A 25,172-nucleotide genomic window follows, 5' to 3' on the forward strand; every position below is an offset into this window, starting at 1 on the left:
TTTTGGCTTATGTCCGAAATGTTGCGCCTTGAACACCGTTTATCAGAGGTCATGAGAAAGCCGTTCAGCTCCGAGCAGTAAGGCGGAAATTGGGAAAATAGCTTCTCATATTTTTCGATTTTTTAGCTTAATGTTGAAGGTCAGCTCATTGAACACCATTTATCGGAGGTTGTGAAATGAGCGCTCTGACCTGAGCAGTAAGCTGTCATGCCGTATAAACAAGAAAAACCGTTAAGAACAACTGAGTTGTTCTTAACGGTTTTCCTGAATACTTGGTTCGTCGGCTATTCCTTAATTCCAAACCTCTTCTGCGATACTCTTGATCAATGTGATTTTTTCCCATTGTGCTTCTTCCGTCAAAATATTCCCTTCCTCGGTGGAGGCGAACCCGCATTGTGGGCTTAAACACAATCGATCTAAAGGGACGTAGCGAGTAGCTTCATAAATTCGTTCGATGATTTTTTGACGATCCTCAAGTTCACCGGATTTTGAGGTTATCAATCCTAATACTACAAGTTTTTCTTCACTAACTTTCGCAAGTGGTTCAAAACCGCCTGAACGATCGTTGTCATATTCTAAATAATAGGCATGAACATTTTCTTCCGTAAATAGTGGTTCAGCTACAGCTTCATATCCGCCAGCTGCTGCCCAGGTGGAGTGGTAATTCCCTCGACAGACATGGGTATTCAAAATCAAATCTTGTGGTTGATTTCCAATAACCGCATTATTGATTTGTAAATAGGTCTGTGCCAACTCTTTGCGAATCTCGCCTTCCTCTTTATCACTCTCTGCTAAAAATCCTTCTGGTAAAGGTGCTACTAATACGCCCCACGTACAGTCATCCAATTGGATCGTTCTGGCACCTGCTTCATATAAATCCGCAATCACTTGACGATAAGCAGTAACGATATCTTGAAAAAGTTCTTCATTTTCCGGATAGATGTCACGGACATATGGCAAGATATCTGGCCGTAATAACTCGACTAACAATTGTGCTGGGGCTGGAATGGTTTGCTTTACTTCGATTCCTTCACTTGTATGGGCCCGGGTAAATCGAAAATGGTCGACAAAAGGGTGTTTTTCTCCCTTGATTTTTCCCGTTACAGTCACTGTCCCTGGACGTGTCTCTTCTCCGTGAAATTGATACCCTCGCTCAGGGACAAAAAACTCAATACCTTGTAAACCAAAGAAAAAGTCCAAATGCCACCAACTCCGACGAAACTCACCATCTGTCACCGCATGTAAGCCAGCAGCTTCTTGTTTTTTGATCAGATCGATAATAGCTTCATCTTCGATCTCTTTCAAATCAGTAACAGAAATAAGCGATTCGTTATACGCTTTTCGTGCCTTTTTTAACTTCTCTGGGCGCAAAAAGCTCCCAACGATGTCATAACGAAATGGGGATGTGGTACGAGTAGTCATAAAAAAATTCCTCCTTAGATTACGTAGTAGCTGAAGACCTGATGAAAACAAAAAACACTCATCCCTTTTGCCAATTCTTGACAAAAGGGACGAATGCGTCGTGTTACCACCCTTATTTACATTATCCTCACAAATAATGCCTCAACGATACCATCAGATATCCGGCGAGTTAACGGTCGCAGTCCGGTTCTACTCACTTACTAGTAAAACAAGCTCCAAGTTCATCTTCACTAAGGTTTTAGGTCTCCTTTTTCACCCTCCGGAGTCTCTTTTTACCGTTGACCGTTAGTTACTCTTCTCTTCTACGCTTTGATATTGTCAATTACTATCCCATGTTTACTTCCGAATGTCAACTAATCCTACTTCCCCTCACTCACTTCGATCCATGCTCGGTAATATTCAAAGGAAATCTTGTCCTTTGTCGTATGAGTCAACAAGTATTGACCAATCGTTTGCCCTAATCGGTAGCCTTGCTTTTGCAACCTGTCTTTTACTTCAAATAGATTATTATTTTTTGTGTTATTCACTTGGACTTTTAATAGAAATCGCACGTACTTTTTCGCAGGATCTTTCTGCCAGATCGTCTGTGAGCCTGGGAGTTTTTCCGTGTGCTCGTCCGTACAGAACCCATAAATACTGTTCTGATTATTTTCTGGAAAATAAATCACGAAACTTGAATAATTCTTTAGATATTCCTTTGAATATAAGATGTCATCAGATGCTGCCACGACGATTTTTTGAAAGGGAATTTCTTCTTCAGGAAATTTATCTGGTTCACTATCGATCATTTCTTTCAACTGGTTTTTTCTTGATAATACTTCTTTATGCTTTTGTTCTAAGATTTTTTTCTCATGATCCAAGCGCTGTTCCGTTTCAGCTAAAATGTCGTACATCTCATTTAATGATTTACTATATAGATTTTTCATTTGCTTCATGGGAATATCTAGTTTTCGATAAAAATTGATGTCATATACTTGAAAAATGGCATCGATATCAAATAATCGATACCCATTTTCCTCTTCTCTTGCTGCATGGATCAACCCTTCTGCATCCCAATACCGAATGGTTGATCTAGGGATATTCAATAACTCCGATACTTCCCCAATCGAATACAATCGTTTCATACCTTTCACCTCAATGATAGTTTATGCTTTTTTTTCTTGACCTTCAAGTAACTTTAAGGTGTAGAATGCGTATTTGTCGGGAAAAGGAGGAAACACAATGACATTATTAAAAAAATCTATAAAAAACAATAAAGGAATTGCATTACTTACTCTTTTATTTATCTGTTTACAACTTCTAGGAACCCTTGGTGTGCCAAAGTTAGTAGCTGATCTCATAGATACAGGGATTGCAAGTGGCGAAGTGAAACAAATCCAACAAATCGGAATTCAAATGTTGATCGTTGCCTTATTAGGATCTTTTGCCGCAGTTGCCTCAAGCTACTATTCTGCTTTGTTAGCCACTCGATTTGGTTATCAGACACGAGCAAGCTTTTTTCAAAAATTCCAACAATTATCAATGAAAGATGTTGATCGATTTAACACCGGTTCTCTTTTGACTAGAATGACCAATGACGTAGATAACGTCCAACAAATGATCGTCATGTTCTGCCAGATGATCATCCCAGCACCGATCATTTCGCTATTTACGATTCTGATGATGTTGGAGCATTCCGTCAAGTTAACAGTGATCACTTTAGGCTCGATCTTCGTCTATGCTCTAGTCACGTATTATTTGATGAAAAAAGGAACGCCTTTATCTTTGAGTATCCAACCGAAGATGGACCGTGTCACGACAACGCTACGTGAATTCTTTACAGGTGTCAATATGATCCGTGCCTTTAATAATCAAGACTACGAAGAAAAAAGAACAAATAAGACCTTTGAAAATTACGCGCAACAAATGATTCGTGTCAATCGGATCTTTGCTTGGGTCACACCCATTGCCTTTTTATTGATGGGCATCGTTTATGCCTCTATTTTGTGGTTTGGTGGCGGTTTGGTGGCTAATGGTAGCTTACAAATCGGCACAGTGACTGCCATTGTAGAATATTCGATGTTGACACTTGCCTATTTGATGATTGCCGCAATGGTTCTTGTTATCGTGCCAAAATCAATTTCTTGTCTTAAACGGATTGAGGAAGTATTACACGCTGAAATCGAAATTAAAGATCCCGACCAACCAGAAACTTTATCCTTCGATTCAGTCGATGATACTTTCTTATCCTTTGAGAATGTCACGTTTCGTTATAACGAAACCGCTGATCCTGTGTTGGAAAACATTGATTTTTCCGTCCCAAAAGGTAAAACCACAGCGATTGTTGGTGGAACAGGTTCAGGAAAAAGTACCATTGCAAAATTATTGCTACGTTTAAATGATGTTTCAAGTGGCCAAATCACTTTCGCAGGCACTCCAATCAAAGAAATGAACCAAGAAACACTGCGAAGCTATATTAGTTATGTTCCCCAAAAAGCTTTTTTATTTAGTGGAACGATTCGAAGTAATCTACTGATGGGTAAGGAACATGCGACAGATGAAGAATTAACCAAAGCAGTTCGCGTCGCACAATTGAATGAAGTCTTAGAAAATCTACCAGATCGATTGGACAGCTTTGTTGCTCAAGGGGGAGATAATTATTCTGGCGGACAAAAACAAAGGATATGTATCGCTAGGGCGTTAGTCAAACCTGCTGAAATCTATGTCTTTGACGATAGTTTCTCTGCATTGGACTATCGGACAGATGCCAAATTACGACGTGCGTTGCATCGAGAAATGGCAGATAAAACATTGATCATCGTGGCACAACGTTTAAGTACCATCGTGAACGCTGATAATATTATTGTTTTGGATGAAGGACGGATCGTCGGACAAGGCACGCATGAAGCGTTATTGAAAACCAATCACTCGTATCAGGAATTTGCGAAATCACAAGGTTTGTTGAAGGAGGGAGTCGATGGAAATGACTAAAACAACGATAAAAAAACAAAGTTTGAAACGCTTCTGGAAAATGATCCAACCCGAACATAAAATCTTCTATGGTTCATTACTTTGTAGCTTGATCGGGAATACATTAGTCGTTGCAATGCCTTTGATCATGGGTATCGGAATCGACCAACTACTTGCACGTATCCAAGCTGTTGGCTTGCCCCAAATGACTGCGGCTGATGTGAAAGAAACATTGCTTTTACCCGTTATACTGCTGATACTCTTTTCTTTACTGAGTAGCGTCACTTCTTTTATCCAAGAACGAGCAATGGCTTCATTGAGTGAACGAGTAACATTGCGTGTCCGAAAAGAAGTCACGAAAAAATTCAAAGCTCTACCGATGGCTTTTTATGACCGCCATCAAGTCGGCGACATCATTAGTCGTACAACTACTGGTTTAAATCAACTATCACAAGTTTTACTAACAGGTATCAATCAATTTTTCACCTCTCTTGTAACGATTCTTTTAGCTGGTATCATGTTGTTTTACATCGATATAAAATTGACTTTACTTGTTCTTGTTTTGATTACGATTAGCACAGTTGTCACAACAAAATTTGCAAACAAAAATAAAAAAATTTCTGACAATAACCAAGAAGAACTGGGAGATTTGAACAATAAAGCGGAAGAATATTTAACTGGTAATTTGGTGATCAAAGCTTTCAACCAACAAGCATTAGCGATTGAAGAAGTCGATAAAGTAAATGAAAAACAATCGCAAGCTTTCAAAAAAGCGCAATTCATGAATTTTGCGATCTATCCAGCGATTCGTTTGATCAATCAATTAGCGTTTATCGCTAGTGGGATCATTGGCGCAATATCTGTTTTATCTGGTGGTATTACGATTGGTTTCTTGCAAGCCTATTTGCAGTACATCAACCAAATCTCGGAACCACTCTCTACCGCTTCTTATGTCATCAACTCGGTGCAATCAGCAATGGCTTCCATCGAACGAATCTTTGAAATCATGGATGAGCCAGAAGAAGCCATTGATCAGGTAGTAGAAAATCCAATCATCACACCACAAGGAGCTATTGAATTTAAACATGTGCGCTTTGGTTATACACCAGAAAAACCGTTGATGAAAGATGTTAACTTCTCGGTCAAGCCACAACAAACTGTTGCCATCGTTGGGCCAACTGGCGCCGGAAAAACCACACTTGTCAATCTTTTGATGCGTTTTTATGAGATCAATGACGGTCAGATTTTATTCGACGGTCATGACATCACCGATTTGCCGCGCCATGAATTGCGGAATCTATTTGGCATGGTACTACAAAATACTTGGTTATTCGAAGGTACTGTTGCAGAAAATATTGCTTACGGCAAAAAAGAGGCAACCAGAGATGAAGTCATTCAAGCAGCAAAAATTGCTCAATGTGATCATTTTATCCGCACATTGCCACAAGGTTATGACACCATTATCTCGAGCGAAAATGGGGCGATATCTCAAGGGCAACAACAGCTCTTAACGATTGCACGAGTCATTTTAGCTAATCCTGCAGTCGTCATTTTAGATGAAGCAACGTCGAGTGTCGACACACGTACGGAAGCGTTGATCCAAGAAGCAATGAATGCTTTGACTAAGAACCGGACAAGTTTCGTGATTGCCCACCGCCTTTCTACGATTGAACATGCGGATATGATCGTAGTGATGCAAAACGGAGATATCATTGAAACAGGAACACATACAGAACTATTACAACAACCAACACTTTACGCAAGCTTATACAACAGCCAATTTCAAAATAGTTGAGCCACAAAAAAGCCAACTTAGTCTAGGTTCATTCCGAAACTAAGTTGGCTTTTTGATTTTATAGAATCAATCGTTACGATTTTTCTTTTTATTGTAGATATAAGTTCCTATCGCTCCACCTACGAGGGCTAAACCAAGAACTGCTGCACTAGATTGGATCTCACCCGTTTTTGGTAAGTTTTTTGCTGTATTTCCTTGGACTTGTCTTTTTTGGGTCGCAGGGGTGTTGGCTGTTTTCTTTTGCTGAGTATTCCCTCCGCCTGTGTTGGCATTTCCTCCCGTAATCCCTCGTTTACTCACTGTCACTTGACTTGTTTCTGAAACGGAACCATTCGTATAAGTGATCGTGTAGGTTCCTTCTTTGTTGGTATCAACATCACCTGACACCATATTCTGGTCAAATGCAAGAGTGAACCCTTCGCGATTTGTTGCCGATACGAAGCCATCGCTTGGGTTCCACGTATCACCGATATATAATTGGAGATCCTTTGTCACAATCGTTTCTCCGTTTTCTTTTACGACTACCATGACTTCTTCTGTTGCTCGACCGTTGGTATAAGTCAACGGATAATCGCCAGCTTTAGTTGTATCTACCGTACCACTGACCATGCTTTCATCAAAAACGATCATTTCCCCATCTTTGTTTGTAGCAGATACAAATTGATCACTTGGCGCCCACTTATCACCGACATAAATGCTGCCATTTTTTGCTTGGATCGTTTCTCTATTTTCAACCACGGTCACTGTGATTTTTTGAGAGGCTTCTCCATTCGTATAAGTAATGATGAAGTTTCCTGTTCGTCCGGTGTCAACGGTGCCTGACACCATACTTTCATCAAATGGCAAAGTGTCACCTGCTCTATTGGTTGCTGAGATAAAATTATCGCTTGGATGCCAAACATCACCTGTATGAATCCTTGAATTGATTGCCTTGATCGCTTCTTGACTAGCAATGACGGTCACTGTGATTTCACGACTGATTGAACCATACGTATAGGTGATTTTGTATTCGCCTACTTGTGTCGTATCGACTGAGCCGCTGGCCATATTTTCATCAAAGGCAACAGTTTCTCCCGTTTTATCAGTAGCAGAAACAAAATTATCACTTGGTGTCCAAGCATCCCCTACAATGATCGTCGAATCTGTGACTTTAAGGGTTTCTTGACTTTCTTCGACAGTCACATTGATCTGTTGACTTGCAGATCCATTGGTATAAGTCACTGGATAGACTCCTGCTGTCGTCGTATCCACTGTACCAGTGACCATACTTTCGTCAAAAGGAATTGATTCTCCATTTGGATCGGTCGCTAAAACAAAATTGTCGATTGGTTCCCAACTATCACCAACATAAATCGTTGAATCAATTGCGCGGATCGACTCACTAGCGGTTGGTTGCCACACATAAGTATCCGCCATACTATTTTCATAAGTTGACATCAGTGAAAAGGAGCTTAATACATATTCACCGAGTGGGACATCGTCTGTGCCAGATCCCACGTTTTGCCAATACCCCGTATGCTCTTCTGTAGCGAGCAACTCTGGAATATTGGTATCATTTAAAGAATAAAACTGGACACCTAAAGAGATTTTCGATAAGGAGGTTGTACCAGCAAACATCTCTTGCTGCAATTGCACCTTGCCAGTTTTAAAATGTGATAGATCCAATTCAGTGATCTTTTGGCAGTTTCTAAACATTCCTCGCATAAATCGAAGATTCTCCGTATCAAAACCACTGACATCGATTGCTTCTAAATTGAGACATTCTGCAAACATAAAACTCATTGTTGTCACGTTAGTTGTTGAAAAGTTCGTAACATCTAACGCTGTCAGACCGGAACAGCCGAAGAACATATAGTACATAGAAGTCACGTTTGTCGTATCAAAGCGGCTAACATCAAGTTCTGTCAAACCGGAACAGCCATGGAACATATAATGCATGTACATAACGTTGCTCGTATCAAAATGTGTCACATCTAACGCTTGTAATCCCGAACAGCCATGGAACATGAAGGACATTTCTGTTGCTTGACTCGTTACAAAACTAGAAAGATCCAGTTGAGCCAATCCGGAACAACCGCGGAACATATGACTGAAATTTGTCACGTTGGCTGTTTGAAAACCAGTTACATCCAGTGTCGTCAAGGCAGAGCAATCATAAAACATGTAGCTCATGTTCGACACGTTCGTCGTGTTAAAACTGGACAAATCTAATGAAGTCAATCCACTCATCCCATAAAATATATGACTCATTTCAGTGACGTTCGCAGTATTGAAGTTGGTTAGATCGAGCGTACTGACAGAAGATACCCCATTGAACATGTGGTTCATCGAACGAACATTTTGGGTATCAAAAGTTGTAAGATCCAATGAGGTCAGTTGCTGGCACCAAGCAAAGAAATAATCCATATTCGTGACTTGACTTGTATCTAGATTGGTTAAATTCTCGATCGTCGTTAGCTGATTCAGATCAAAAAACAATCCTAGTGATTCAGCATTCGCTACCACTGGTCCAGTAAGAACCACTTTTTTGATGAGTGAACGGTGAGGAAACCACGGCGCACGAGCCGCCAAAGTTGTTTCTCCTAATGTTCCTGCATCTATGTACAAAACACCTTCTTGGTCGATCCGCCAAGGACTGCTACCGAACACACCAGATGCCAATTGCTCTTCTGTCACCTCTATCTCAAAACATTCCGTCTTGGCATTTGGATCTGGAATAACTGGGGCACTAGAAACATCCGTCACTTCTTGTTCCACAGTGGTGGGAACTGTCGAATCGACAGTCGATTGCTCTACCTCAGCATTTACATCTGGCGTTGTTTCTGTGGTGGGTTGTGTCGGCACTTCAGATGGAACAGTCGCTGAGGATTCTGGTGTTTCGCTTATTTGCTGCTCATCCATCGCTTCGTTTTCTGCTGTTTCCATCACGCTGTTCTCTGTTGGTTCTTCGATGGTCGAACTGACTAGCTCTTCTGTCATTTGTCCACTGTCTAAGTGATCAGCAAACGTCATGATACTCTGTTGGGATGCGTTCATGAGTAATAACATTGAAGCTGTCACTTTTACTATTTTTCTGTGGTCCATTGTTTATTCAACTCCTCAAATTATAGAAAGATAAAAAAACATCCAACTAAATTTTACCGTAATCCGTGAAAGAAAATTTTTTATTTTTTTTTTTCGAAAAAAATATTTAAAAATAGATTTGTATTTGCAAAATAAGCGAGATAAAATAAAACAATCGAATCAGCGTTCACCAAACGAAAGGAGCAATTAATGGAACCTTTTTTCAAACTACATGAAAATAAACAATTACATCGTCAAATCAAGATTCTTACTTATTTGAGAAAACGAAATGACATCACTTCGATCACTGAATTAGTTCAAGAAATAGGCTGCACACCACCCACTCTACGTTCAGATATTCAGGCATTACGTACCAAATTACCACCATCGATTCAATTGCAATCAATCAAAATGATTGGCTACCGTTTAAAAATACCCAATGGGGAAACACTGGATACATATCTTTTGTCTCTTGTTAGAGAAACGATTACTTATAAGATCATTGACCGTAGCCTTCGGGGAAATCAGCAATCCTTCGAAGCCATGCGCTTGGAATATCATTTATCTAGTTCAGCTTTACGCAAAATCATTCAACACATGAACCATGAACTAAAAAACTACCGAATCCAACTCTCTCCCAAAAATGGTGATCTTATTGGAAAAGAAAACGAGATTCGTTTTTTCTTTTTTTACTTTTATACGAGTTTTCGACGAACGATCATTACAGATCATACTTATTTATCCTCTCAAGAGACATACAAAGTCATGTTCGCTGAACTAGAGCAAGTATTTCAGTCTCATTTACATATTAGTAATTTTCGTGCTACGCTATGGTTGTCCATCTTAAAAGAAAGATGGTTGCGTCGTAAACAAGGTGAAATCCCCTCAGAAACATTGAGTATGATCCAGTCTAGAAAAAGCTTCAAAAGGTTCTCAAAAAAAATCACTCCTTTTCTGAGAGAGATTCTTGGTATCCAACAGCTGTCTATAAATGAACTAGTTTGGGCTTATTTGATTGCTTTACACTGTATTTCCTATAGCTCATCTAACTATCAAGAGACAATATCGCATAAAGCGACCCATTATCAAGAAGAAGCACCAGCCAAAAAATGGATCAAGCAATTTCTACTCGACGAAGTGCTTATTGACGGTACAACAAAGGAAGGTATTGAGCAAATGAGTGCTTATTTAGCTAATCTTCGCTTACTTAATAAAATCACTGATGGTTTTGAGAATCACCCGCTGTCGATTGATCATTTAGTCGATCCATACTTTGAAGCACTCTATCACTCCTGGCAAGACCGATTGCAGCAACTAAAATGGCAAGAGATCATACCAATGACCTGCATAAAAGAAGTTGCACTATCTTTGAGTATGATCCAATCCTCCTATCAGCAAATCCAAAGAAGGAAAAAGCAAATGATCGTCTTTACTTTTCATGGAGATGCTGGCTATGATAATTTTTTAATGGCTATGATCCAAAAATGGCTACCTGAAACGTATCACCCTCTTTTTCTTTTCGATCAACCGATTACACAAACAAAGATCGACGAGTTAGGAGCTTGTCTCATCATCAGTAACTATGATCTTACGGAGAAAATGGCCTGTGAAGTGATTCAAATTGCCCAAATCCCGACGCATGAGGAGTGGACAGACTTAAAACTACATTTGATTGAACGTGCTTCAAGTCATTGATAGTTTCAAGGAGCCATTCGATTTTTGCTGTAGACTTAGGGAGAAACGTCTAAAATTTCTCCCTAGGTCTAAGACTTGTGACTATTCACAAATGGAGCTGTTAGACCATAAATTCCAACCAAGGAAGGAAATGAATCGAACAAAAACGTAGTGCGACATTCTTTCAAAATAGTTTAAGACAGCGAAACACTTGAAATAAATCATCCCTGTGGTTCCGTATAAGATAAACGCTTAAAATGGTAACCACAAGCACTAAAACAAAGACATCGATCTGTTTATCTGTTCTCGTCTGCATAGAAGGTTCTCTCCTTTCATCTGACTTTTTTGTTCATTGTTCTTTTTCTTTGTCTATGATAAAAAAGAACAAAAAATGCAACGCCAAAAAGAGTAACAATCCAAGAATCATTGGCGAAACATTTGGGTGCCGATTGAAGTATTTTGTGATACTCACGCTGATCCAAGCTTTTTTTGCTTGTTGACGAACCTGATGATCAAGTTTTTTTGAGGGCGAACTATCTAAAAGTTTATGTAATCGATCATTTTTGCTGGCATAATTAAACGATTCTCCATCAAGTAATTCTTTTCTCAAATTAAATGGCATCAGGAATAGTGATTTCATACCATCCGCCCCTATTTTTCATCTGTCGATTTCATCCTTTGAACATACCATGAGTCAAGAATGAATTGTTTCAATGAACATTCTTGACTCATGTTTGTTATCTATCTATACTTAATAATTAGCAATGCGACAACTCTCGTATTTTTCCGCCAGATCAATTACTTAGTTGTTGCATTGTTTTTTTGATATTCTGTTCTTTTTCATCGTTTCACTAAATAAACAATACCACTACTGTATACTAAAAAACCACCAACTAATAATAAGAAGATCCCAGCATAATTTGTTACGATATTGACTTGATTAATGATGATCACAGATTGAGCAATACCTAAACCAATGAGCGTGATAAAATGTGGTGTCGCCGATTTTTTTTGTTGTTTTATTTTGTGCCAAGCATAAATCACCATAAATAGTACAATGAAATTCATACCATTCAAGAGAATCGATATCGTACTATTCGTTTGTCCATCACTGATGACTTGAAATAATCTTCCTACGAGTAAAACTACACTAAATAGCATTGCAGAGATTCCTGCTAATTTTTGAATTGAATTTCCCATTTTTTTCACCGTTCCTTTTAATCTGAATTTTTTTCATGTCCGAATCGTATCGCTTGAATGGATTCGATTGGTAACTCTTTGATCCGGCCACTTCCTACAAATCTCTGTTCTTTCGTTAAATAGACATAAACTTTACGACTATTACTGATCGTATCATGCAACCATCTATCACCATCCACATTGATGATCACATCACTTTCTGTCATTTGTCTCATGAAAGTACAATCCTTGATTTTCTTGATATCTTGTAACTTCAATTTGAGTTCAAGATCTCTCATTCCCTTACCTTGAATGACTTCATCCCTCCAATACTTTAAAGAAGGCAGGTCTGCGGCATCAATGATCCCTGAAAAATCAGCGCTTTTATCAGTTAAAACAGGCAAATTTTGCTCATTTATCTCGTGGTAACCAACAAACAGAACCATCAATGCACTACTGATCAATAGACATATTTTTCTCAATTTTTCTTGCCCCTTTACTAAAGGTTTAATTGGATCTACCGATAAAGGTCTCCATCACTCCATACGCATCACCACCTTTCATTTTTTAATCATTCAGCAAGTTCCTTTTCACTTCTGGAGGTACATCTTTTGGATCTACGATCACCACGTTACTTGCCTCCGCTTTTACGTATACTCCAGGATGCAAACTATGTTTTTCTCAAACAACGGTAAATTCAATCTCCGTTCAGCGCCTTGCTCATCAAACATTCTGATATTAGGAAGGATTTCTAATGTTGCTAAGCCCTCTTTTTCATAAGAATCGAAACAGTTGGACTTTTCAATTTTTTATCGTTGCTTTTTCCCTTCTCGCAAAACAGGCACATGATCTTGCTTTAAAACACTAAGTCTTTCTATCGTCCTTTTTACTTTGATTTCTTGGTAAATCCCCATAGATTTATTGACTAAAATCGAGACCTTAAAAAACTATTTCTAAAAGATCCGATCGATATAACTGTAATGAACAACATGACATTTAAAAGATTAAATAAAGTCATACAATTTTTTAAAATAATTTCTTTTGTCGTTTCCAGCAGATTGTGTATCTAGTTCATTCGATTTATTTTTTTAGAGCCTTTCTTCAACTTGGCTTTTTATACAGCCTGATTTCTCATTTAATTATTCAGGAATTATTGAGAAATATTCTTCCATTTTTTCTCCTCCTAATTCATTATCATCAAATAATTTATTGAAAAAAGAGAGACTCAATCGTAAACAAAAAAGGATTCCGTTATATTTACTCGTAGCTATCTTCCTAAATACCTTAACATTAAATAACCAATTTCCAAACACACTTTTTTCTCCAAAATGAATTTTTTATAAAAAATCATGAGAAATATGCATAAAATCATTATTAAAAAAGCTATTTAATGTATTTTTTATTTAATCATTATTATATTCTAAAAACAAACACGATATAAAATAACAATAACTATCGTTTTCTAACATTCTCTTTAATGTGATTTTATAAAAATAAAAATAGCTTATGTATTTTTATCAAACAGGTTTTTTTCTGATTTTTTTCCCAATAATTCTTTATATTTGTTTGGAGGTTTATTTTACTAGAGACCTATTTCTTCGTTTTTAGACAAAAAAACACCAGTGATTACTCACTAGTGTTAGTTTATAACAACAAATAATTCAGCTGATATATACCAGTCGTTCATTATTTATTATAGATTTTAGGTCCTTTTCTCATGTTACTACGATCATTCTTTGGCGTAGCCATCTTTTCAACTCGACCGCCACCTTGTTTCTTTTTGATTATTTCAAGCATTTTCTCTTTTGAATTCATCTGTTTCCCTCTTTTACTCTATTCACTTTTTCGCTACTGTGATAAACACTTCGCTATTGTACCACATTTTTACTTAAAAAATTCATACTTATTGATTTCTTTATGCTTTTCATCATAAAAACGTACGATGTTTGTATGTTCATCACAGGTTAAGATCACATAGCTTTTCTCATTATAAAAACCTAATACAAAAAGCAGATGAAGATCACTAACTTGCTGCTGTGTTGACGTTGATTGGTGCAATCGTTACATGATGGTGAATCGCCGTAACAAATAGAGAAGCCAATGCTTTGGCCGATCGTTGCAATGTGCGATACGCTTAAACTGCTTTGACAAACACAAGTAAAGCACCAATGGCAGAATTTCCAGGGATCAACGGTAAAATCACTCGGCGCAAACGATAAAAATACAACCACCAAAAATCACTGAACTTTCATCTAGAGTAGCGCCGATGTTCAGTAAGACTATGATCAAACATGAAATAAAGAGAATTGGAAATTTTAAAACAGGCTTAGTTTAGAACGAATGAGAGTACAGCAAATCTGTCGTGCCTACCCAATCAAAGTTCCTTTATTTTTAGTCCTTACGAACGGTGCATATATCATGATGTTCAATGCAATCAAAGCCATTTGCAGAAAGGCTCCAGAAACTCCAGAGGCTAAGAATCCAGAAATAATAGGTGGTGTCGTCCATGGAATTTGGATGCCATTTGTTTTCGCTACAATTCCTACACTCATAGAAAAATAAGCTATGACTGTGTTGACTACTGGACAAAGAATAAATGGGAAAAATACTCTAAAGTTTAGTAAAATCGGAAGGCCATAAATTATTGGCTCGTTTATGTTAAATAAACCTGGGATAAATGATACTTTTGCTATACTTTTTTTTTCACTGTTCTTTGAGAAGAATAGTATTGCTAGAATTAATGCAAAGGTACTTCCGCTTCCTCCAAAATTAATAAATAAAGATTGGAACGTTCCAGTAATAATATTTTTAGGAACTTCTCCTTTGGTTATACTCAAAAGATTTTCCATATTTAATGAAAAATAAATCGGATTCATTATTGAATTGAATAGATAACTCCCATTAAACCCAAAAAACCATAACAATGTAATTCCTAGATTAATTATGATAACTGCTGGAAGAGTACTACCTAAATTCGTGATCGGTACTTGGATTAATCCATTGATCATACTAGATGGATTGTCTATTTTTAAAGTTACTAAGACTAATTTTATAAAAAATAATACTACCGTGGTCGTAAGGAAAGGTAACAAATATTCAAAGCTTTCTGCTACTTCTCTTGGAACAGAAGAATGTAGATTTATCTTTTTTTTCTTTTTAAAACTTACAGTTAATATACCGCATGTCATAAGAGCACAAAGCATCGAAAAGAATATACCTTGTGATCCAAGTGAATCGATCAATTGATCTGGGGATTCAAGCGGCAAAAAAATAAAATAAGCGAATATTGTTGATGTGATGTACAGTATATAATCTTTCTTTTTTATTTTACAATAATTATAGGCAATCGATATTAAAATAAACAAACCTATCAGATTATTAAAAGCATTGGGAATTGAAGGAAGGGCAGTCATCCATAATACATTGAAATTTTTTTCCATAAATTTAGTAAAAGTTGGGATAGGAAAATTCACTATCAGAATAAAAAATGAACTGATAATCGTAATTGGCATCAATGAAATAAAACTATTTCGCAATATTTTTAAAAGTAAATTATTTTCAATCGTACTATATACTTTATTCATTTTGTTCTTCCTTTTTTAAGGAGATTTCTGTGAGTGAACTAATAATATTATTTGCTACAGTAAATAACTCACTATTTCCATTAACCATGCAATATGATTTTTCAGTAAGCATAAGCATCTCTTTATCATTTAATTCATCTCCAACAATGATTGAGTTGCTGACATCAGCTTCGACTAAATTTCCTAAACAAATAACGGAACTAGCCTTTCCACTCCCAAGTGGTGAAATATCAATGTATTTTTTATTTTTATTCACCTGAAAGCCTGTCCGCTCTATAGCTTTTGTGAAAATATCTATTTCACTGCTTAATTCTTTATAACCATTGACTTCTAAAGTAACAGAGTTTGTTATTAAAGGGGTATTGGATGTTCTTTTCAAAAAATTATTACTATGGATTCTTTCTAAAAAAATATTCTGTTGAAGATGACTAAATGTAATATTGATAATGGTCTCTTTTTTTACTAACATTTTTTGAATTATCGGTAATATCATACTAGTTTTCATAATTAAACTTAAAAGTATGGAACCGTGTTTATCCATTACTAAAGCACCATTATTAAGTATACAATATTCATATTCAAAGTTATATTCTTGTATAAAACGATGGAACATTGCGTAATTTCTTCCTGTAGCCAAAACAATTGGATGCCTTTTAGATACAGAACTTAAAAAGAACAATTCCTCTTCTGTTACTTTTTTCTCTCTATAGATTGTTCCATCGATGTCACTTATAAAAAAAATAGAATCCATCATTCCCTAACTCCTTTTCACAAATTGTAATATACGTTCTCACTCCCCAATAATTGGGAATTGTTTCATAATAATGGGACTTGTAAAAGTCCATTTCTAATATCCCTTGAGTCGTAGCGATACCAAAATATGGATTGATCTCAAGCACACGCTTAAAAAATGAGAGTGCTTGAAAATAGTTCTCGGAAAAAAAGTAGGTTAGCCCTATATTTATATATATGTGTATACACAGAGGTGAAATTTCAAATGCTTTCCCGAAAAATTCCCTAGCAGTTTCATAATTCCCACAACAGAGTTCTGTTATTCCTAATGAATTTAGAGCCCTAGTATTCTTAGGATTAATGATTAGTACTTTTTGAAATTGTTTTTTTGATCGTTGAATGTCATTTTCACTTCTAAAAATATATCCTAAAAAGAGTTGAGCAATTTCACTATCTGGATTAGCTTCTGCTGCTTCTTGTGCATTCTTCTTTGCTAATTTTAGTTTTCCTGCATTTCTTTGTATGATTGCCAAATAAGATTTCGCTAGTGTCTCTTTTGGGTTATTCAAAATTTGCTCGTTCATTATTTGAATATACTTTTCATTTTTCATTTGTCGTTCTTTGAAGGGTCTTAGGTGGCCTAAATGATTGAGTGTAATAGGAATATCGGCAACACTAAACCCTTTACATTTAATTGATGGTTCTATTTTTTCGGTGGCTTTTTTATAATATTTAAATCCACAATGATTCCGAAACAATTTTACCATTGAGTCAGAGTACCACCCACCTGTTCCAAAAAAGTTATACCTTAAAAATCTATAGCCACCAGTATTGCTATCATCACTATTACTTTTTATAAAATGTCTAATTTTGTACCAATCCGATTCCAATAGTAACTCATCTGCATCCAAGAATAATATCCAATCTTCTTCTACCTTCTCTAGCAAATAATTTCTCATAGCTGAAAAATCATTATTAAAAGGCTTACTATAAATATTAGTTGTATATTTTTGCGCAATTTGAATTGATTGATCAGTTGATCCCGTATCAAGTACATAAATAGCATCAGCAAAGCAGTTTCGAAAAAAATCATCTAAATATTCTTCTTCGTTTTTCATCATTAAACATAATGCTAAGCCCATCCAAAGGCCTCCTCAAATTTCAATATTTATTATTTCGTTATTTTGAAATTCAGTCATTTCTAATTTAAATTCTTCCAATGGATAAAACAAAGGATCTTTAACAAGATACACTTCAGTTCCAATTCTATATGCTTCCATAAAAATTCTTTTTTTCAAAGTTGGAAATATAGAAATTCCTGCGTCAAAAAGAAATACGCAATCAAAATAGTTATCCTTGTAATTTGTAGAAACACCAAAATATTTAGTCGTCTTGATTGTCGAAAGGTGTTTATTCACAACTTGCTCAAACCTATCGGACCATACTAGTATTTCTTGGGGCAATAACTGTTTTAATATGCCAAGTGAGTCAGTCCCTATGAATAAATTATTGCTTTTCATTTTTGACTTGATAGCACTCAAGTCATGGTGAGCATAAACTGGTGACATCGAACAAATAACAGTTACTTCTAATTTATTGAGAACGTTATTCAAATTTATCCCAGTAATGTATTTATATAATTCACTTTCTATTGCTGGATTCTTCATAAAAAGTTTGCACCTATTATTAAAATACTCCTTAGAAATGTCTTTTGACTTACTTGGATGCGGAAAATGAATAACCGGAGATTTTTCAGAAATTATAAAAGTGTTATTATTTAGAAATAATCGATAAGACAAATCCGTATCTTCTGCTCCCCAACCATTAAACGATTCATCAAATCCTTTCACTTTCATAAATTCGGAGTTATTACATGTGAAAGCACCACTCCATCCATATACCCATGGAGCTCTCAACATTGAGAGATCATCTTTATACAGTTGAAAAACATCTTTTCTATAATCACTCCAGACATCCTCATATGTTTTTAAAAACTGCCCAACATTCATCGGAGATATTTTTTCAAAAATAGATCGATTAGGTAGAGTATCTTCTACATTAAACCCATATATATAATGTAAAAGCACAGTTTTATTTGTAACTTTTTTCAATTTAAGAATAATTTCTTCAAAAAAATCTTGCTTAAATATCATATCCACGTCTAGAAAAGTTATAAATTCTCCTTTTGCAAAATCAGCCCCATAATTTCTTAATTGAGAAATATTTCCTTGTGCATGTTCATAAATTGATACATTTGGAATAGAACTAGTTGAAATTGAGTCATTTGTTACAATAATCCATTCAAATTGGTAAAGATCAGGGCGAATAAGCTTCTCGATATATTCCAATAATCTATTCAATTCTTTCGGTTTGTTCATTGCTACAGTTACAAAGGAATGGATATTACTGTTTCCAATATATTCCTTCATTAAACCCACCTCGTTCTTCGTACTTTTTAGTTTTAGCGTGCAATACATGTTCTTTCTTTAATAAGTCAAAACTATAAAATGCGTCGATTACTTCTAGAATATCTGCCATCTCTTCATTTTTTTCATACACACTTTTAGCCTCAATAAATTCTTGTACTTCCTCTAATAGCTTTTTTTTAAGTTCACTTTCTACTTCAATAGACGTTAAATCAATAAATTTAGCATTTGGATTAGTTTCAAGTATTTTTTCTCTTAATTTGGTTCTAATTAGTTTATTCATTATTTTCACCTATAATTAACTTTTTCTTCGCTGAGTAAAATTTATTCCACTCAGGAAATTCTTGCCAGTTTGCTAATTCTGGTCTTCCAATTTTTATTGCAGTTATAAACCTTAAATACTGTCTTTGTAAAGGTTGCGTAATTGGTACAAGAAACTTCCTTGAAGTTACATCTTCATAATATAAATAATGTCCATATTCCATATACGCCTTGAAAAATTCACGATCATCTTCTAACTCGATAGGAAATAATCCATCCGCTTTAAAACTTTCTAGTAAGTCAATCGCAACAGGTACCGCATGCAAGTGTCCATGGTAGCATAATTGCTCTCCAGGTTGTACATTACAATAACCTACACGTCCATGTTCATAAAAAATACACGCCCCATAATACTTAGTTAATAAATTTCGTACTTTTTGTTTTAATTGAAGATATTCTTTTTTTAAAATATCTGGTAGAGCACCAATACAATGATAATGATCATTAGGCATAATTAGTGAATAACCTTCAACGATTTGACCAATAGCTAACCAGACTGTAAAATTTTCAGTTTTGATATAAATTTTATCTTTTTCCTGAGAACAAAATGTACAAAAATCAATCGTTTTATTTTTCATTGAAATACTTCCTTTCTGGAATGGGCAATTCATAAACCCTTGGAAGCTTAATATTTTGATATTCTCCCACCTTGTTACAAATCCCTCCCAAGATATCTATTAGTTTGTCTGCCTCTTCCTTTGTATTTGATTCAGATAAACTAATCCTCACACAACCATATACATTGTCATGGATATGATGGTGTAAAAAGGGTGCGCATAGTAAACCTGAGCGTGTCTTAATATTTTCTTTTTGAAGTAAGCTAGAAACTCGTGCAGCAATCATTCCTTTAATATTAAAAGAAACGATACCTAATACATTGGCATTGCTATAAATATCAATATTATGCATATCAGTTAATTTATTTATTAAATAATCCGTCAGAGTATATATGTATTCTTTTTTATTTTTTAAAGTCTCTATAGACATTTCTGATAAACTACAATACAAAGAAAAAATTCTTGGATAGTTCAATGTTCCTGATTCAAAATAATATGGGAGAGTCCTTGGCTGACTAAGAAGTTCTGATAAAACACCGGTGCCACCAACTTTCAAAGGAGAAATACTAGTATGCTTGGGGTTAATATAAAACCCACCAATACCAGATAACGCTTTCAAAGCTTTATGACCAGTAAAAACGATAAAATCTGCTTCAAGGTTATTATTATCAATTTCTATATGCCCTATGGTCTGAGACATGTCAATCAAAATAGGAATATCTCCTTTTTGTTTGACACGTTTACAAATCTCGGCGATTGGTTGTACTTGACCAGTTACATTTGAACCATGGTTCACTATAACAAGATCTGTTTTTTCATCGATAAAATCAATTAGTTCATCTACATTGATTAAACCATAGCGATCACATTCAACCCAATCAACTGTTATATTTCTAATCTTTTGTAAATAGGTTAACGGACGTATTACTGAATTATGTTCTGTGACAGTAGAAACTATATTTGCGTTTTTATTTACGAATCCAAAAATAATGGTATTCAGAGCTTCTGTTGCATTACTTGTAAATATAATATGGGTTGGATACTTTACTCCTATAAGCTCTGCTAGTTTTCTCCTAGTTTCAAAGATATAATCACTTTCTTCAGTTGATTCTGAACGATTGTAACTACCGTCAGTATTTTTTATAAAATCTGAAATACTTTCCAATACTTTTTTACTTTTAGGAAATGATGTAGATGCGTTGTCAAAGTAAATAGAATCCATAGAATCGCCTCCAATATTTTAATTCGTCATCATTTTTTTTTTAACTTAAAAATATAAATTTTGTTTTTTTCTCTTTGTTTTAACTATTGTTCTTTTTTTATTTATATCAACCCCCGCTCTTCTATGTATTATTCGATACTATATCTATCGCTAGAAATATTATATCTAGAATATGATATAATGTTTCCAGAATGTACAGATTTCCGTCAAGAGAGGTGGTTACCAATGAAACATCATGAAATAATAAAAAGATTACGCAAAGAAAGAAATATAAGTCAGAGAACTCTAAGCGAAGGGATTTGTAGCCGAACAACTCTTTCTTCTTTCGAAAATACTGGAACTAATATTTCTTTGAATTTGTTCCAATCGTACTTGGACAGATTAAATATTTCTGTTGAAGATTACTTTTTACTACATTTTAATGAAGAATGGCCAAATCAAACAGTAGCTTCAAATAAGGAAAAAGCGAATAAAGTATTAGAAAAAGCCTATTATACGTATAACTGGACTGACTTAGAAGAAAAAATAAACCATACATATCAGCTATACATGAAAAGTAATGATTTCTATTATTATTACTTATTCATCCAATACAAATTATTATTATATCGAAAAATCAGGGCTGAAAAATTTATTATCACAGAGAATGAAGTTATGGTTATAAAGAACTATTTAAATGATGTAGAAGTATGGGGAGCATTCGAATTAAATTTATTCTCCAACTGTCTCTCCCTTTTTAATGATGCTTATATTTTTTCAAAAGTAAAAATTCTTCGAAAAAAATATCGGAATGTGCGAGGGAGTTTTAAATTTTACAAATTATATAGCTTCTTTATAATCAACGTTATCATGTTGAAATTTGAAAGAGACGAGCTTGAAAATATGAACTTCTATTTAGCCGAACTCAAAAGTTTCAACACGATCAATTATGTAAGAGAACGTATTTTATATAATATTTTTACTGAGATCTTAAAATGTAAGTATGATCCTACTGTCAAAAATTTCAACACGATTGATTCATTTATCGATATGTTTAGACTATTGGATTTTAATGATTATGCTCAAGAAATGGAGACTTTCGCAAAAAAAATGCTTGGATTAAGGTAATTTTATAGGGATTTACTTGTAATCTATCCATCTTCCAAAAATGTTGCTAGTGATTATGGCTCCAACCATTAACAAGAGTGATGTCAGAAAAAAACATCAACAAAATGCTGATACTTTTAATCTATAAAACCACTAAAGATTGTAAATTTTATACACAAAGTTTTTTAAGAAGTCTAATTTGGATAGTATCAATCGTCTATTTTACAAAATTTTTGACCTATCGAGTACATTCAGGATTAGACCCCAAAACATTTAAAAATCTTTTGATAGTTTTCAAAATCAACAATCTATTGGTATAAAGACTTTCTAGTTGCTCTCCTCCATCCTTAATGTGATGGTCTAGTTTATAGTCCTTTGTGAATTTGAAAATTTTATGTACGTTGCTAATTTCAGGTGACAACTAAGTTTTCTTTTTCTATTTTGAGTGCGATACCATTTTTAGAAGAGCTCTCCTTGATAACTAATATTATCACTCACCTAAAAAAGACGTTTCTTTTGACAGAAACGTCTTCTAAAATGAGTTTATAGGATATAATGCCTTGCGCTCATCTATTTAAACCAATTAACCTTTACGTAATAATCCGACACATTCCACATGATGTGTTTGTGGGAATAAATCAACTGGTTGGACTTTTTCCAATTTATAACCATCTTCTGCAAACAACTTCACATCTCTGGCAAACGTTGCAGGATTGCATGAGATATAAACGATTCGTTCAGGAGCCATCTCGATCGCTGAATCAATAAAGCGTGCATCCAAGCCTTTTCTTGGAGGATCGACAACTAAAACAGTTGGTTTGATCCCTTTTTCTTGCCATTTTTTCATGACTGTTTCGGCTTTTCCAACTTCATAATGCGCATTTTCGATTTTATTTGTCAATGCGTTAAACTGTGCATCTTCAATTGCTGCTGGTACGATTTCCATTCCATAAACGCTTGCTACTTGGTCTGCTATAGATAAACCAATCGTTCCAATTCCTGAATAGGCATCAATCACGACATCGTCATTTTTCAATTCAGCAAATTCAATCGCTTTTTGATACAGTACTTCGGTTTGTAATGTATTGACCTGATAAAAGGATTTAGAAGAAATACGATAGGTCTTACCAAGTAACTGATCTTCGATATATGATTGACCAAAAAGAACTTTTTCTTTTTCTCCTAAAATGACATTCGTTTTTTCTTCGTTGATATTTTGGATCACTGACACCACTTCCGGTAAAGCTTCATGGATGGCTTCAGCGATTTCTTTCGCTTTGAAGAATTTTTCTTTTCGAGTGACTAGAACGACCATCATTTGATGGGTGTAATGACCTCTACGAACAATGATATGACGAATTTGTCCTTCATTTTTTTCTTCATTGTAGCCACGTACTTGGAAACGTTGCAAGATGTCTCTTACCTTAATGATGGCTTGATCGATTTGTGGGTCTTGGATGAAGAAATCTTCTATTTCCACTAAGTCATGACTGTTTTTCTTGTAAAAACCAGTCACTAATTCGCCTTCGACGCGACGAACAGGAATCTGTGCTTTATTGCGATATCCTGTAGGTTCTTCCATCCCGATCGTTGGTTGTACTGTGACTTCAGGCATTTTAGCGATTTTAGCTAAAACGTGTTCGACTTGTTTTTGTTTGAATACTAATTGTTGATCATAACTTAAATGGGCTAAAGGAGCGATTCCTGTACGCAACAGAACATTACTAGTGATTTCTTGACGGTCTGGTGACGTCGTCAACCAGTTTTCGACCTTACCGTAGCCAAATTTATTGCCTGCTTTTACGACAAGGATCTCCACTTGTTCACCTGGCAAAGCATTTTCAATAAATAATGGATAGCCATCAATTTTCGCAACACCTAACCCCTCGTAACTTAAATCGATGATATCAACAGTATACCGTTCATTTTTCTTAATTGTTTGTGTCATTTCATTACTCCTATTCTTTTGAATGGTTTCTAATTTTGTCCGTTCAACAAAGGAAAGAGCTGGGATATCCATTCATTCCCAGCCCTTTTTTTCTTCAGTCTATTGGAAAAAGCAAGTAATCCTATGATCATTGCTTTTTCCTTCTAATAGTCGTCCAATCCTGCTCAGTTCTGATCCTTATCAGCAATTTTGCCATCGCCATCGATGTCTTCATCCGTCAAACGTTCTACTTCTTTGACGAATTCTTTGCTAACTTCTTCTAGTTCTTCTTCCTCAAAACCAGTGATTGCCTCATCTGGAATTTGATCTGTGTTTGCATAAAACTCGATATGTTGATGAAGATTTTGGAAATGCATCGGAGCATTACCTCCATATTCGCCATCTAAATTGATCATGACAGGACGATTCGCATTATCTTCGGTTTCAACATAAAGGGAACTTGTTTTTGTATAAATGACCCTTGGATCATCTACATGCTTTCCTCCATTGAGCATGAGTGCCGCAATGTGTAGGATCTCAAAAATATTCGCCGTTTTGACAATGATCAAAGAAAATTTTCCATCATCTAGCTTTGCATCAGGCGCAATTTGTTCAAATCCACCAACGGAATTCGTCAACCCTAAAAAGAACATCGAAGCATTGCCATTATATTCTCCTTCGTCATACTTCAAGTGCATCTTGATCGGTTTGACACGTGGTAACATTTCTGCTCCTTTTGCCAAATATGCAAGATAGCCAAAAATACTTTTCAATTCGGAAGGAACTTCGTAGGTCAATTCTGTCAAGTAGCCACCAGCTGCAATATTGATGAAATAGCTATTATCGGATTGACCGATATCCATTTTGACTGTTTGATTCTTTTTGATGACTTCTGCTGCTGCCTTGATATTATCTCTAGGAATCTTCAAGGCGCGAGCATAGTCATTGGTCGTTCCCGCTGGAATGATCGCCATTTTAGGTCTAACTTCCAGTGAGGCGATACCATTGACGACTTCATTGATCGTCCCATCGCCACCAGCAGCAACGACAAGATCAAAACCTAACTCAGCGACTCGTCGTGCTTCATTTTTTGCCGAGTCCTCTTCCGGAGTCGTGGCATAAGCACTTGCTTCATAGCCCGACTCCTCCAAAGCTTGGAGGATGTCGGCAAGATTACGTTTTAACAATTCTTTACCTGAGACCGGATTATAGATCACACGCGCTTTTTTCATAGC

The 25,172-nt window shown here is 35.7% G+C and carries 20 protein-coding genes; 4 read left to right on the forward strand and 16 right to left on the reverse strand.

The features are described from left to right. Positions 1-291: 291 nt before the first annotated feature. Positions 292-1,422 (reverse strand): 5-methyltetrahydropteroyltriglutamate--homocysteine S-methyltransferase, encoded by a 1,131-nt coding sequence (locus tag EM4838_RS07545; RefSeq protein ID WP_071866293.1) that lies wholly within the window; start codon positions 1,420-1,422, stop codon positions 292-294. Between the two features lie 359 nt (positions 1,423-1,781). Continuing rightward, positions 1,782-2,546 (reverse strand): MerR family transcriptional regulator, encoded by a 765-nt coding sequence (locus EM4838_RS07550; protein WP_071866292.1) that lies wholly within the window; start codon positions 2,544-2,546, stop codon positions 1,782-1,784. 97 nt (positions 2,547-2,643) lie between these two features. Here EM4838_RS07550 and EM4838_RS07555 point away from each other — a divergent pair, with 97 nt between their 5' ends. Both EM4838_RS07555 and EM4838_RS07560 read left to right on the forward strand, forming a co-directional pair. Further along, positions 2,644-4,392 (forward strand): ABC transporter ATP-binding protein, encoded by a 1,749-nt coding sequence (locus EM4838_RS07555; protein WP_071866291.1) that lies wholly within the window; start codon positions 2,644-2,646, stop codon positions 4,390-4,392. Beyond that, positions 4,379-6,166, forward strand: a complete 1,788-nt coding sequence (locus tag EM4838_RS07560) for an ABC transporter ATP-binding protein (protein WP_071866290.1) — start codon at positions 4,379-4,381, stop codon at positions 6,164-6,166. Before EM4838_RS07555 ends, EM4838_RS07560 begins: the two co-directional genes overlap by 14 nt. A gap of 66 nt (positions 6,167-6,232) precedes the next feature. Here the strand turns inward: EM4838_RS07560 and EM4838_RS07565 are convergent, their stop codons facing one another. Then, on the reverse strand, positions 6,233-9,250 hold the full coding sequence (locus tag EM4838_RS07565; RefSeq protein ID WP_071866289.1) for a bacterial Ig-like domain-containing protein: 3,018 nt from the start codon (positions 9,248-9,250) through the stop codon (positions 6,233-6,235). A 189-nt stretch (positions 9,251-9,439) separates the two neighbouring features. Between EM4838_RS07565 and EM4838_RS07570 the strand changes: the two genes are divergently transcribed. Continuing rightward, positions 9,440-10,924 (forward strand): helix-turn-helix domain-containing protein, encoded by a 1,485-nt coding sequence (locus EM4838_RS07570; protein ID WP_071866288.1) that lies wholly within the window; start codon positions 9,440-9,442, stop codon positions 10,922-10,924. Between the two features lie 328 nt (positions 10,925-11,252). Here the strand turns inward: EM4838_RS07570 and EM4838_RS07575 are convergent, their stop codons facing one another. The 11 genes from EM4838_RS07575 to EM4838_RS07620 form a co-directional block, all read right to left on the reverse strand. After that, positions 11,253-11,543: a DUF3114 domain-containing protein gene (locus EM4838_RS07575; protein WP_071866287.1), complete on the reverse strand. Its 291-nt coding sequence runs from the start codon at positions 11,541-11,543 to the stop codon at positions 11,253-11,255. A gap of 200 nt (positions 11,544-11,743) precedes the next feature. Next, a complete protein-coding gene (locus EM4838_RS07580; protein ID WP_071866286.1) occupies positions 11,744-12,103 on the reverse strand; it encodes a hypothetical protein in 360 nt (119 codons plus the stop codon). Between the two features lie 17 nt (positions 12,104-12,120). Then, on the reverse strand, positions 12,121-12,564 hold the full coding sequence (locus EM4838_RS07585) for a hypothetical protein (RefSeq protein WP_071866285.1): 444 nt from the start codon (positions 12,562-12,564) through the stop codon (positions 12,121-12,123). 1,204 nt (positions 12,565-13,768) lie between these two features. After that, positions 13,769-13,897 carry a hypothetical protein gene (locus EM4838_RS17060; RefSeq protein ID WP_010735268.1) on the reverse strand — a complete coding sequence of 43 codons (129 nt, stop codon included), beginning with the start codon at positions 13,895-13,897 and terminating at the stop codon, positions 13,769-13,771. A 551-nt stretch (positions 13,898-14,448) separates the two neighbouring features. After that, positions 14,449-15,666: a PTS sugar transporter subunit IIC gene (locus EM4838_RS07590; RefSeq protein WP_071866284.1), complete on the reverse strand. Its 1,218-nt coding sequence runs from the start codon at positions 15,664-15,666 to the stop codon at positions 14,449-14,451. Further along, entirely contained in the window at positions 15,659-16,420 is a 762-nt protein-coding gene (locus EM4838_RS07595) for an HAD-IIB family hydrolase (protein ID WP_071866283.1), read from the reverse strand. The genes EM4838_RS07590 and EM4838_RS07595 overlap by 8 nt, the downstream gene beginning before the upstream one ends. Next, a complete protein-coding gene (locus EM4838_RS07600) occupies positions 16,392-17,540 on the reverse strand; it encodes a glycosyltransferase (protein WP_071866282.1) in 1,149 nt (382 codons plus the stop codon). The genes EM4838_RS07595 and EM4838_RS07600 overlap by 29 nt, the downstream gene beginning before the upstream one ends. A gap of 12 nt (positions 17,541-17,552) precedes the next feature. Beyond that, a complete protein-coding gene (locus EM4838_RS07605) occupies positions 17,553-18,827 on the reverse strand; it encodes a glycosyltransferase family 2 protein (RefSeq protein ID WP_071866281.1) in 1,275 nt (424 codons plus the stop codon). Next, on the reverse strand, positions 18,802-19,107 hold the full coding sequence (locus tag EM4838_RS07610) for a nucleoside triphosphate pyrophosphohydrolase (RefSeq protein WP_081355902.1): 306 nt from the start codon (positions 19,105-19,107) through the stop codon (positions 18,802-18,804). Before EM4838_RS07610 ends, EM4838_RS07605 begins: the two co-directional genes overlap by 26 nt. Further along, entirely contained in the window at positions 19,100-19,723 is a 624-nt protein-coding gene (locus EM4838_RS07615) for an HIT family protein (protein WP_071866279.1), read from the reverse strand. The genes EM4838_RS07610 and EM4838_RS07615 overlap by 8 nt, the downstream gene beginning before the upstream one ends. Next, on the reverse strand, positions 19,713-20,924 hold the full coding sequence (locus EM4838_RS07620) for an aminotransferase class V-fold PLP-dependent enzyme (RefSeq protein WP_071866278.1): 1,212 nt from the start codon (positions 20,922-20,924) through the stop codon (positions 19,713-19,715). Before EM4838_RS07620 ends, EM4838_RS07615 begins: the two co-directional genes overlap by 11 nt. 225 nt (positions 20,925-21,149) lie before the next feature. On the opposite strand from EM4838_RS07620, the gene EM4838_RS07625 reads away from it, so the two are divergent. Next, complete coding sequence (locus EM4838_RS07625) at positions 21,150-22,031, forward strand: Rgg/GadR/MutR family transcriptional regulator (protein WP_071866277.1); 882 nt, start codon at positions 21,150-21,152, stop codon at positions 22,029-22,031. Between the two features lie 562 nt (positions 22,032-22,593). Here EM4838_RS07625 and rlmD read toward each other — a convergent pair. Together rlmD and EM4838_RS07635 are read right to left on the reverse strand one after the other, a co-directional pair. Next, the gene (rlmD, locus tag EM4838_RS07630; RefSeq protein WP_071866276.1) at positions 22,594-23,958 is read right to left on the reverse strand and encodes a 23S rRNA (uracil(1939)-C(5))-methyltransferase RlmD; all 1,365 of its coding nucleotides are present in this window, start codon (positions 23,956-23,958) and stop codon (positions 22,594-22,596) included. Positions 23,959-24,122: 164 nt separating this feature from the next. Next, positions 24,123-25,169, reverse strand: coding sequence for a diacylglycerol kinase (locus EM4838_RS07635; RefSeq protein WP_023519798.1), 1,047 nt, complete (start codon positions 25,167-25,169; stop codon positions 24,123-24,125). Positions 25,170-25,172 lie beyond the last annotated feature (3 nt).

The organism is Enterococcus mundtii (assembly GCF_002813755.1).
GTDB classification, from domain to species: domain Bacteria; phylum Bacillota; class Bacilli; order Lactobacillales; family Enterococcaceae; genus Enterococcus_B; species Enterococcus_B mundtii.

Bases quoted from the DNA above. Each gene is read 5' to 3' on its own strand.
- EM4838_RS07615 (WP_071866279.1), bottom strand. From the start codon at position 19,723: ATGAAAAATAAAACGATTGATTTTTGTACATTTTGTTCTCAGGAAAAA.
- EM4838_RS07625 (WP_071866277.1), top strand. From the start codon at position 21,150: ATGAAACATCATGAAATAATAAAAAGATTACGCAAAGAAAGAAATATA.
- EM4838_RS17060 (WP_010735268.1), bottom strand. From the start codon at position 13,897: ATGAATTCAAAAGAGAAAATGCTTGAAATAATCAAAAAGAAACAAGGT.
- EM4838_RS07555 (WP_071866291.1), top strand. From the start codon at position 2,644: ATGACATTATTAAAAAAATCTATAAAAAACAATAAAGGAATTGCATTA.
- EM4838_RS07575 (WP_071866287.1), bottom strand. From the start codon at position 11,543: ATGAAATCACTATTCCTGATGCCATTTAATTTGAGAAAAGAATTACTT.
- EM4838_RS07590 (WP_071866284.1), bottom strand. From the start codon at position 15,666: ATGAATAAAGTATATAGTACGATTGAAAATAATTTACTTTTAAAAATA.
- EM4838_RS07620 (WP_071866278.1), bottom strand. From the start codon at position 20,924: ATGGATTCTATTTACTTTGACAACGCATCTACATCATTTCCTAAAAGT.
- EM4838_RS07545 (WP_071866293.1), bottom strand. From the start codon at position 1,422: ATGACTACTCGTACCACATCCCCATTTCGTTATGACATCGTTGGGAGC.
- EM4838_RS07610 (WP_081355902.1), bottom strand. From the start codon at position 19,107: ATGAATAAACTAATTAGAACCAAATTAAGAGAAAAAATACTTGAAACT.
- EM4838_RS07595 (WP_071866283.1), bottom strand. From the start codon at position 16,420: ATGATGGATTCTATTTTTTTTATAAGTGACATCGATGGAACAATCTAT.
- EM4838_RS07560 (WP_071866290.1), top strand. From the start codon at position 4,379: ATGGAAATGACTAAAACAACGATAAAAAAACAAAGTTTGAAACGCTTC.
- EM4838_RS07550 (WP_071866292.1), bottom strand. From the start codon at position 2,546: ATGAAACGATTGTATTCGATTGGGGAAGTATCGGAGTTATTGAATATC.
- EM4838_RS07565 (WP_071866289.1), bottom strand. From the start codon at position 9,250: ATGGACCACAGAAAAATAGTAAAAGTGACAGCTTCAATGTTATTACTC.
- EM4838_RS07580 (WP_071866286.1), bottom strand. From the start codon at position 12,103: ATGGGAAATTCAATTCAAAAATTAGCAGGAATCTCTGCAATGCTATTT.
- EM4838_RS07635 (WP_023519798.1), bottom strand. From the start codon at position 25,169: ATGAAAAAAGCGCGTGTGATCTATAATCCGGTCTCAGGTAAAGAATTG.
- EM4838_RS07570 (WP_071866288.1), top strand. From the start codon at position 9,440: ATGGAACCTTTTTTCAAACTACATGAAAATAAACAATTACATCGTCAA.
- rlmD (WP_071866276.1), bottom strand. From the start codon at position 23,958: ATGACACAAACAATTAAGAAAAATGAACGGTATACTGTTGATATCATC.
- EM4838_RS07605 (WP_071866281.1), bottom strand. From the start codon at position 18,827: ATGAAGGAATATATTGGAAACAGTAATATCCATTCCTTTGTAACTGTA.
- EM4838_RS07600 (WP_071866282.1), bottom strand. From the start codon at position 17,540: ATGGGCTTAGCATTATGTTTAATGATGAAAAACGAAGAAGAATATTTA.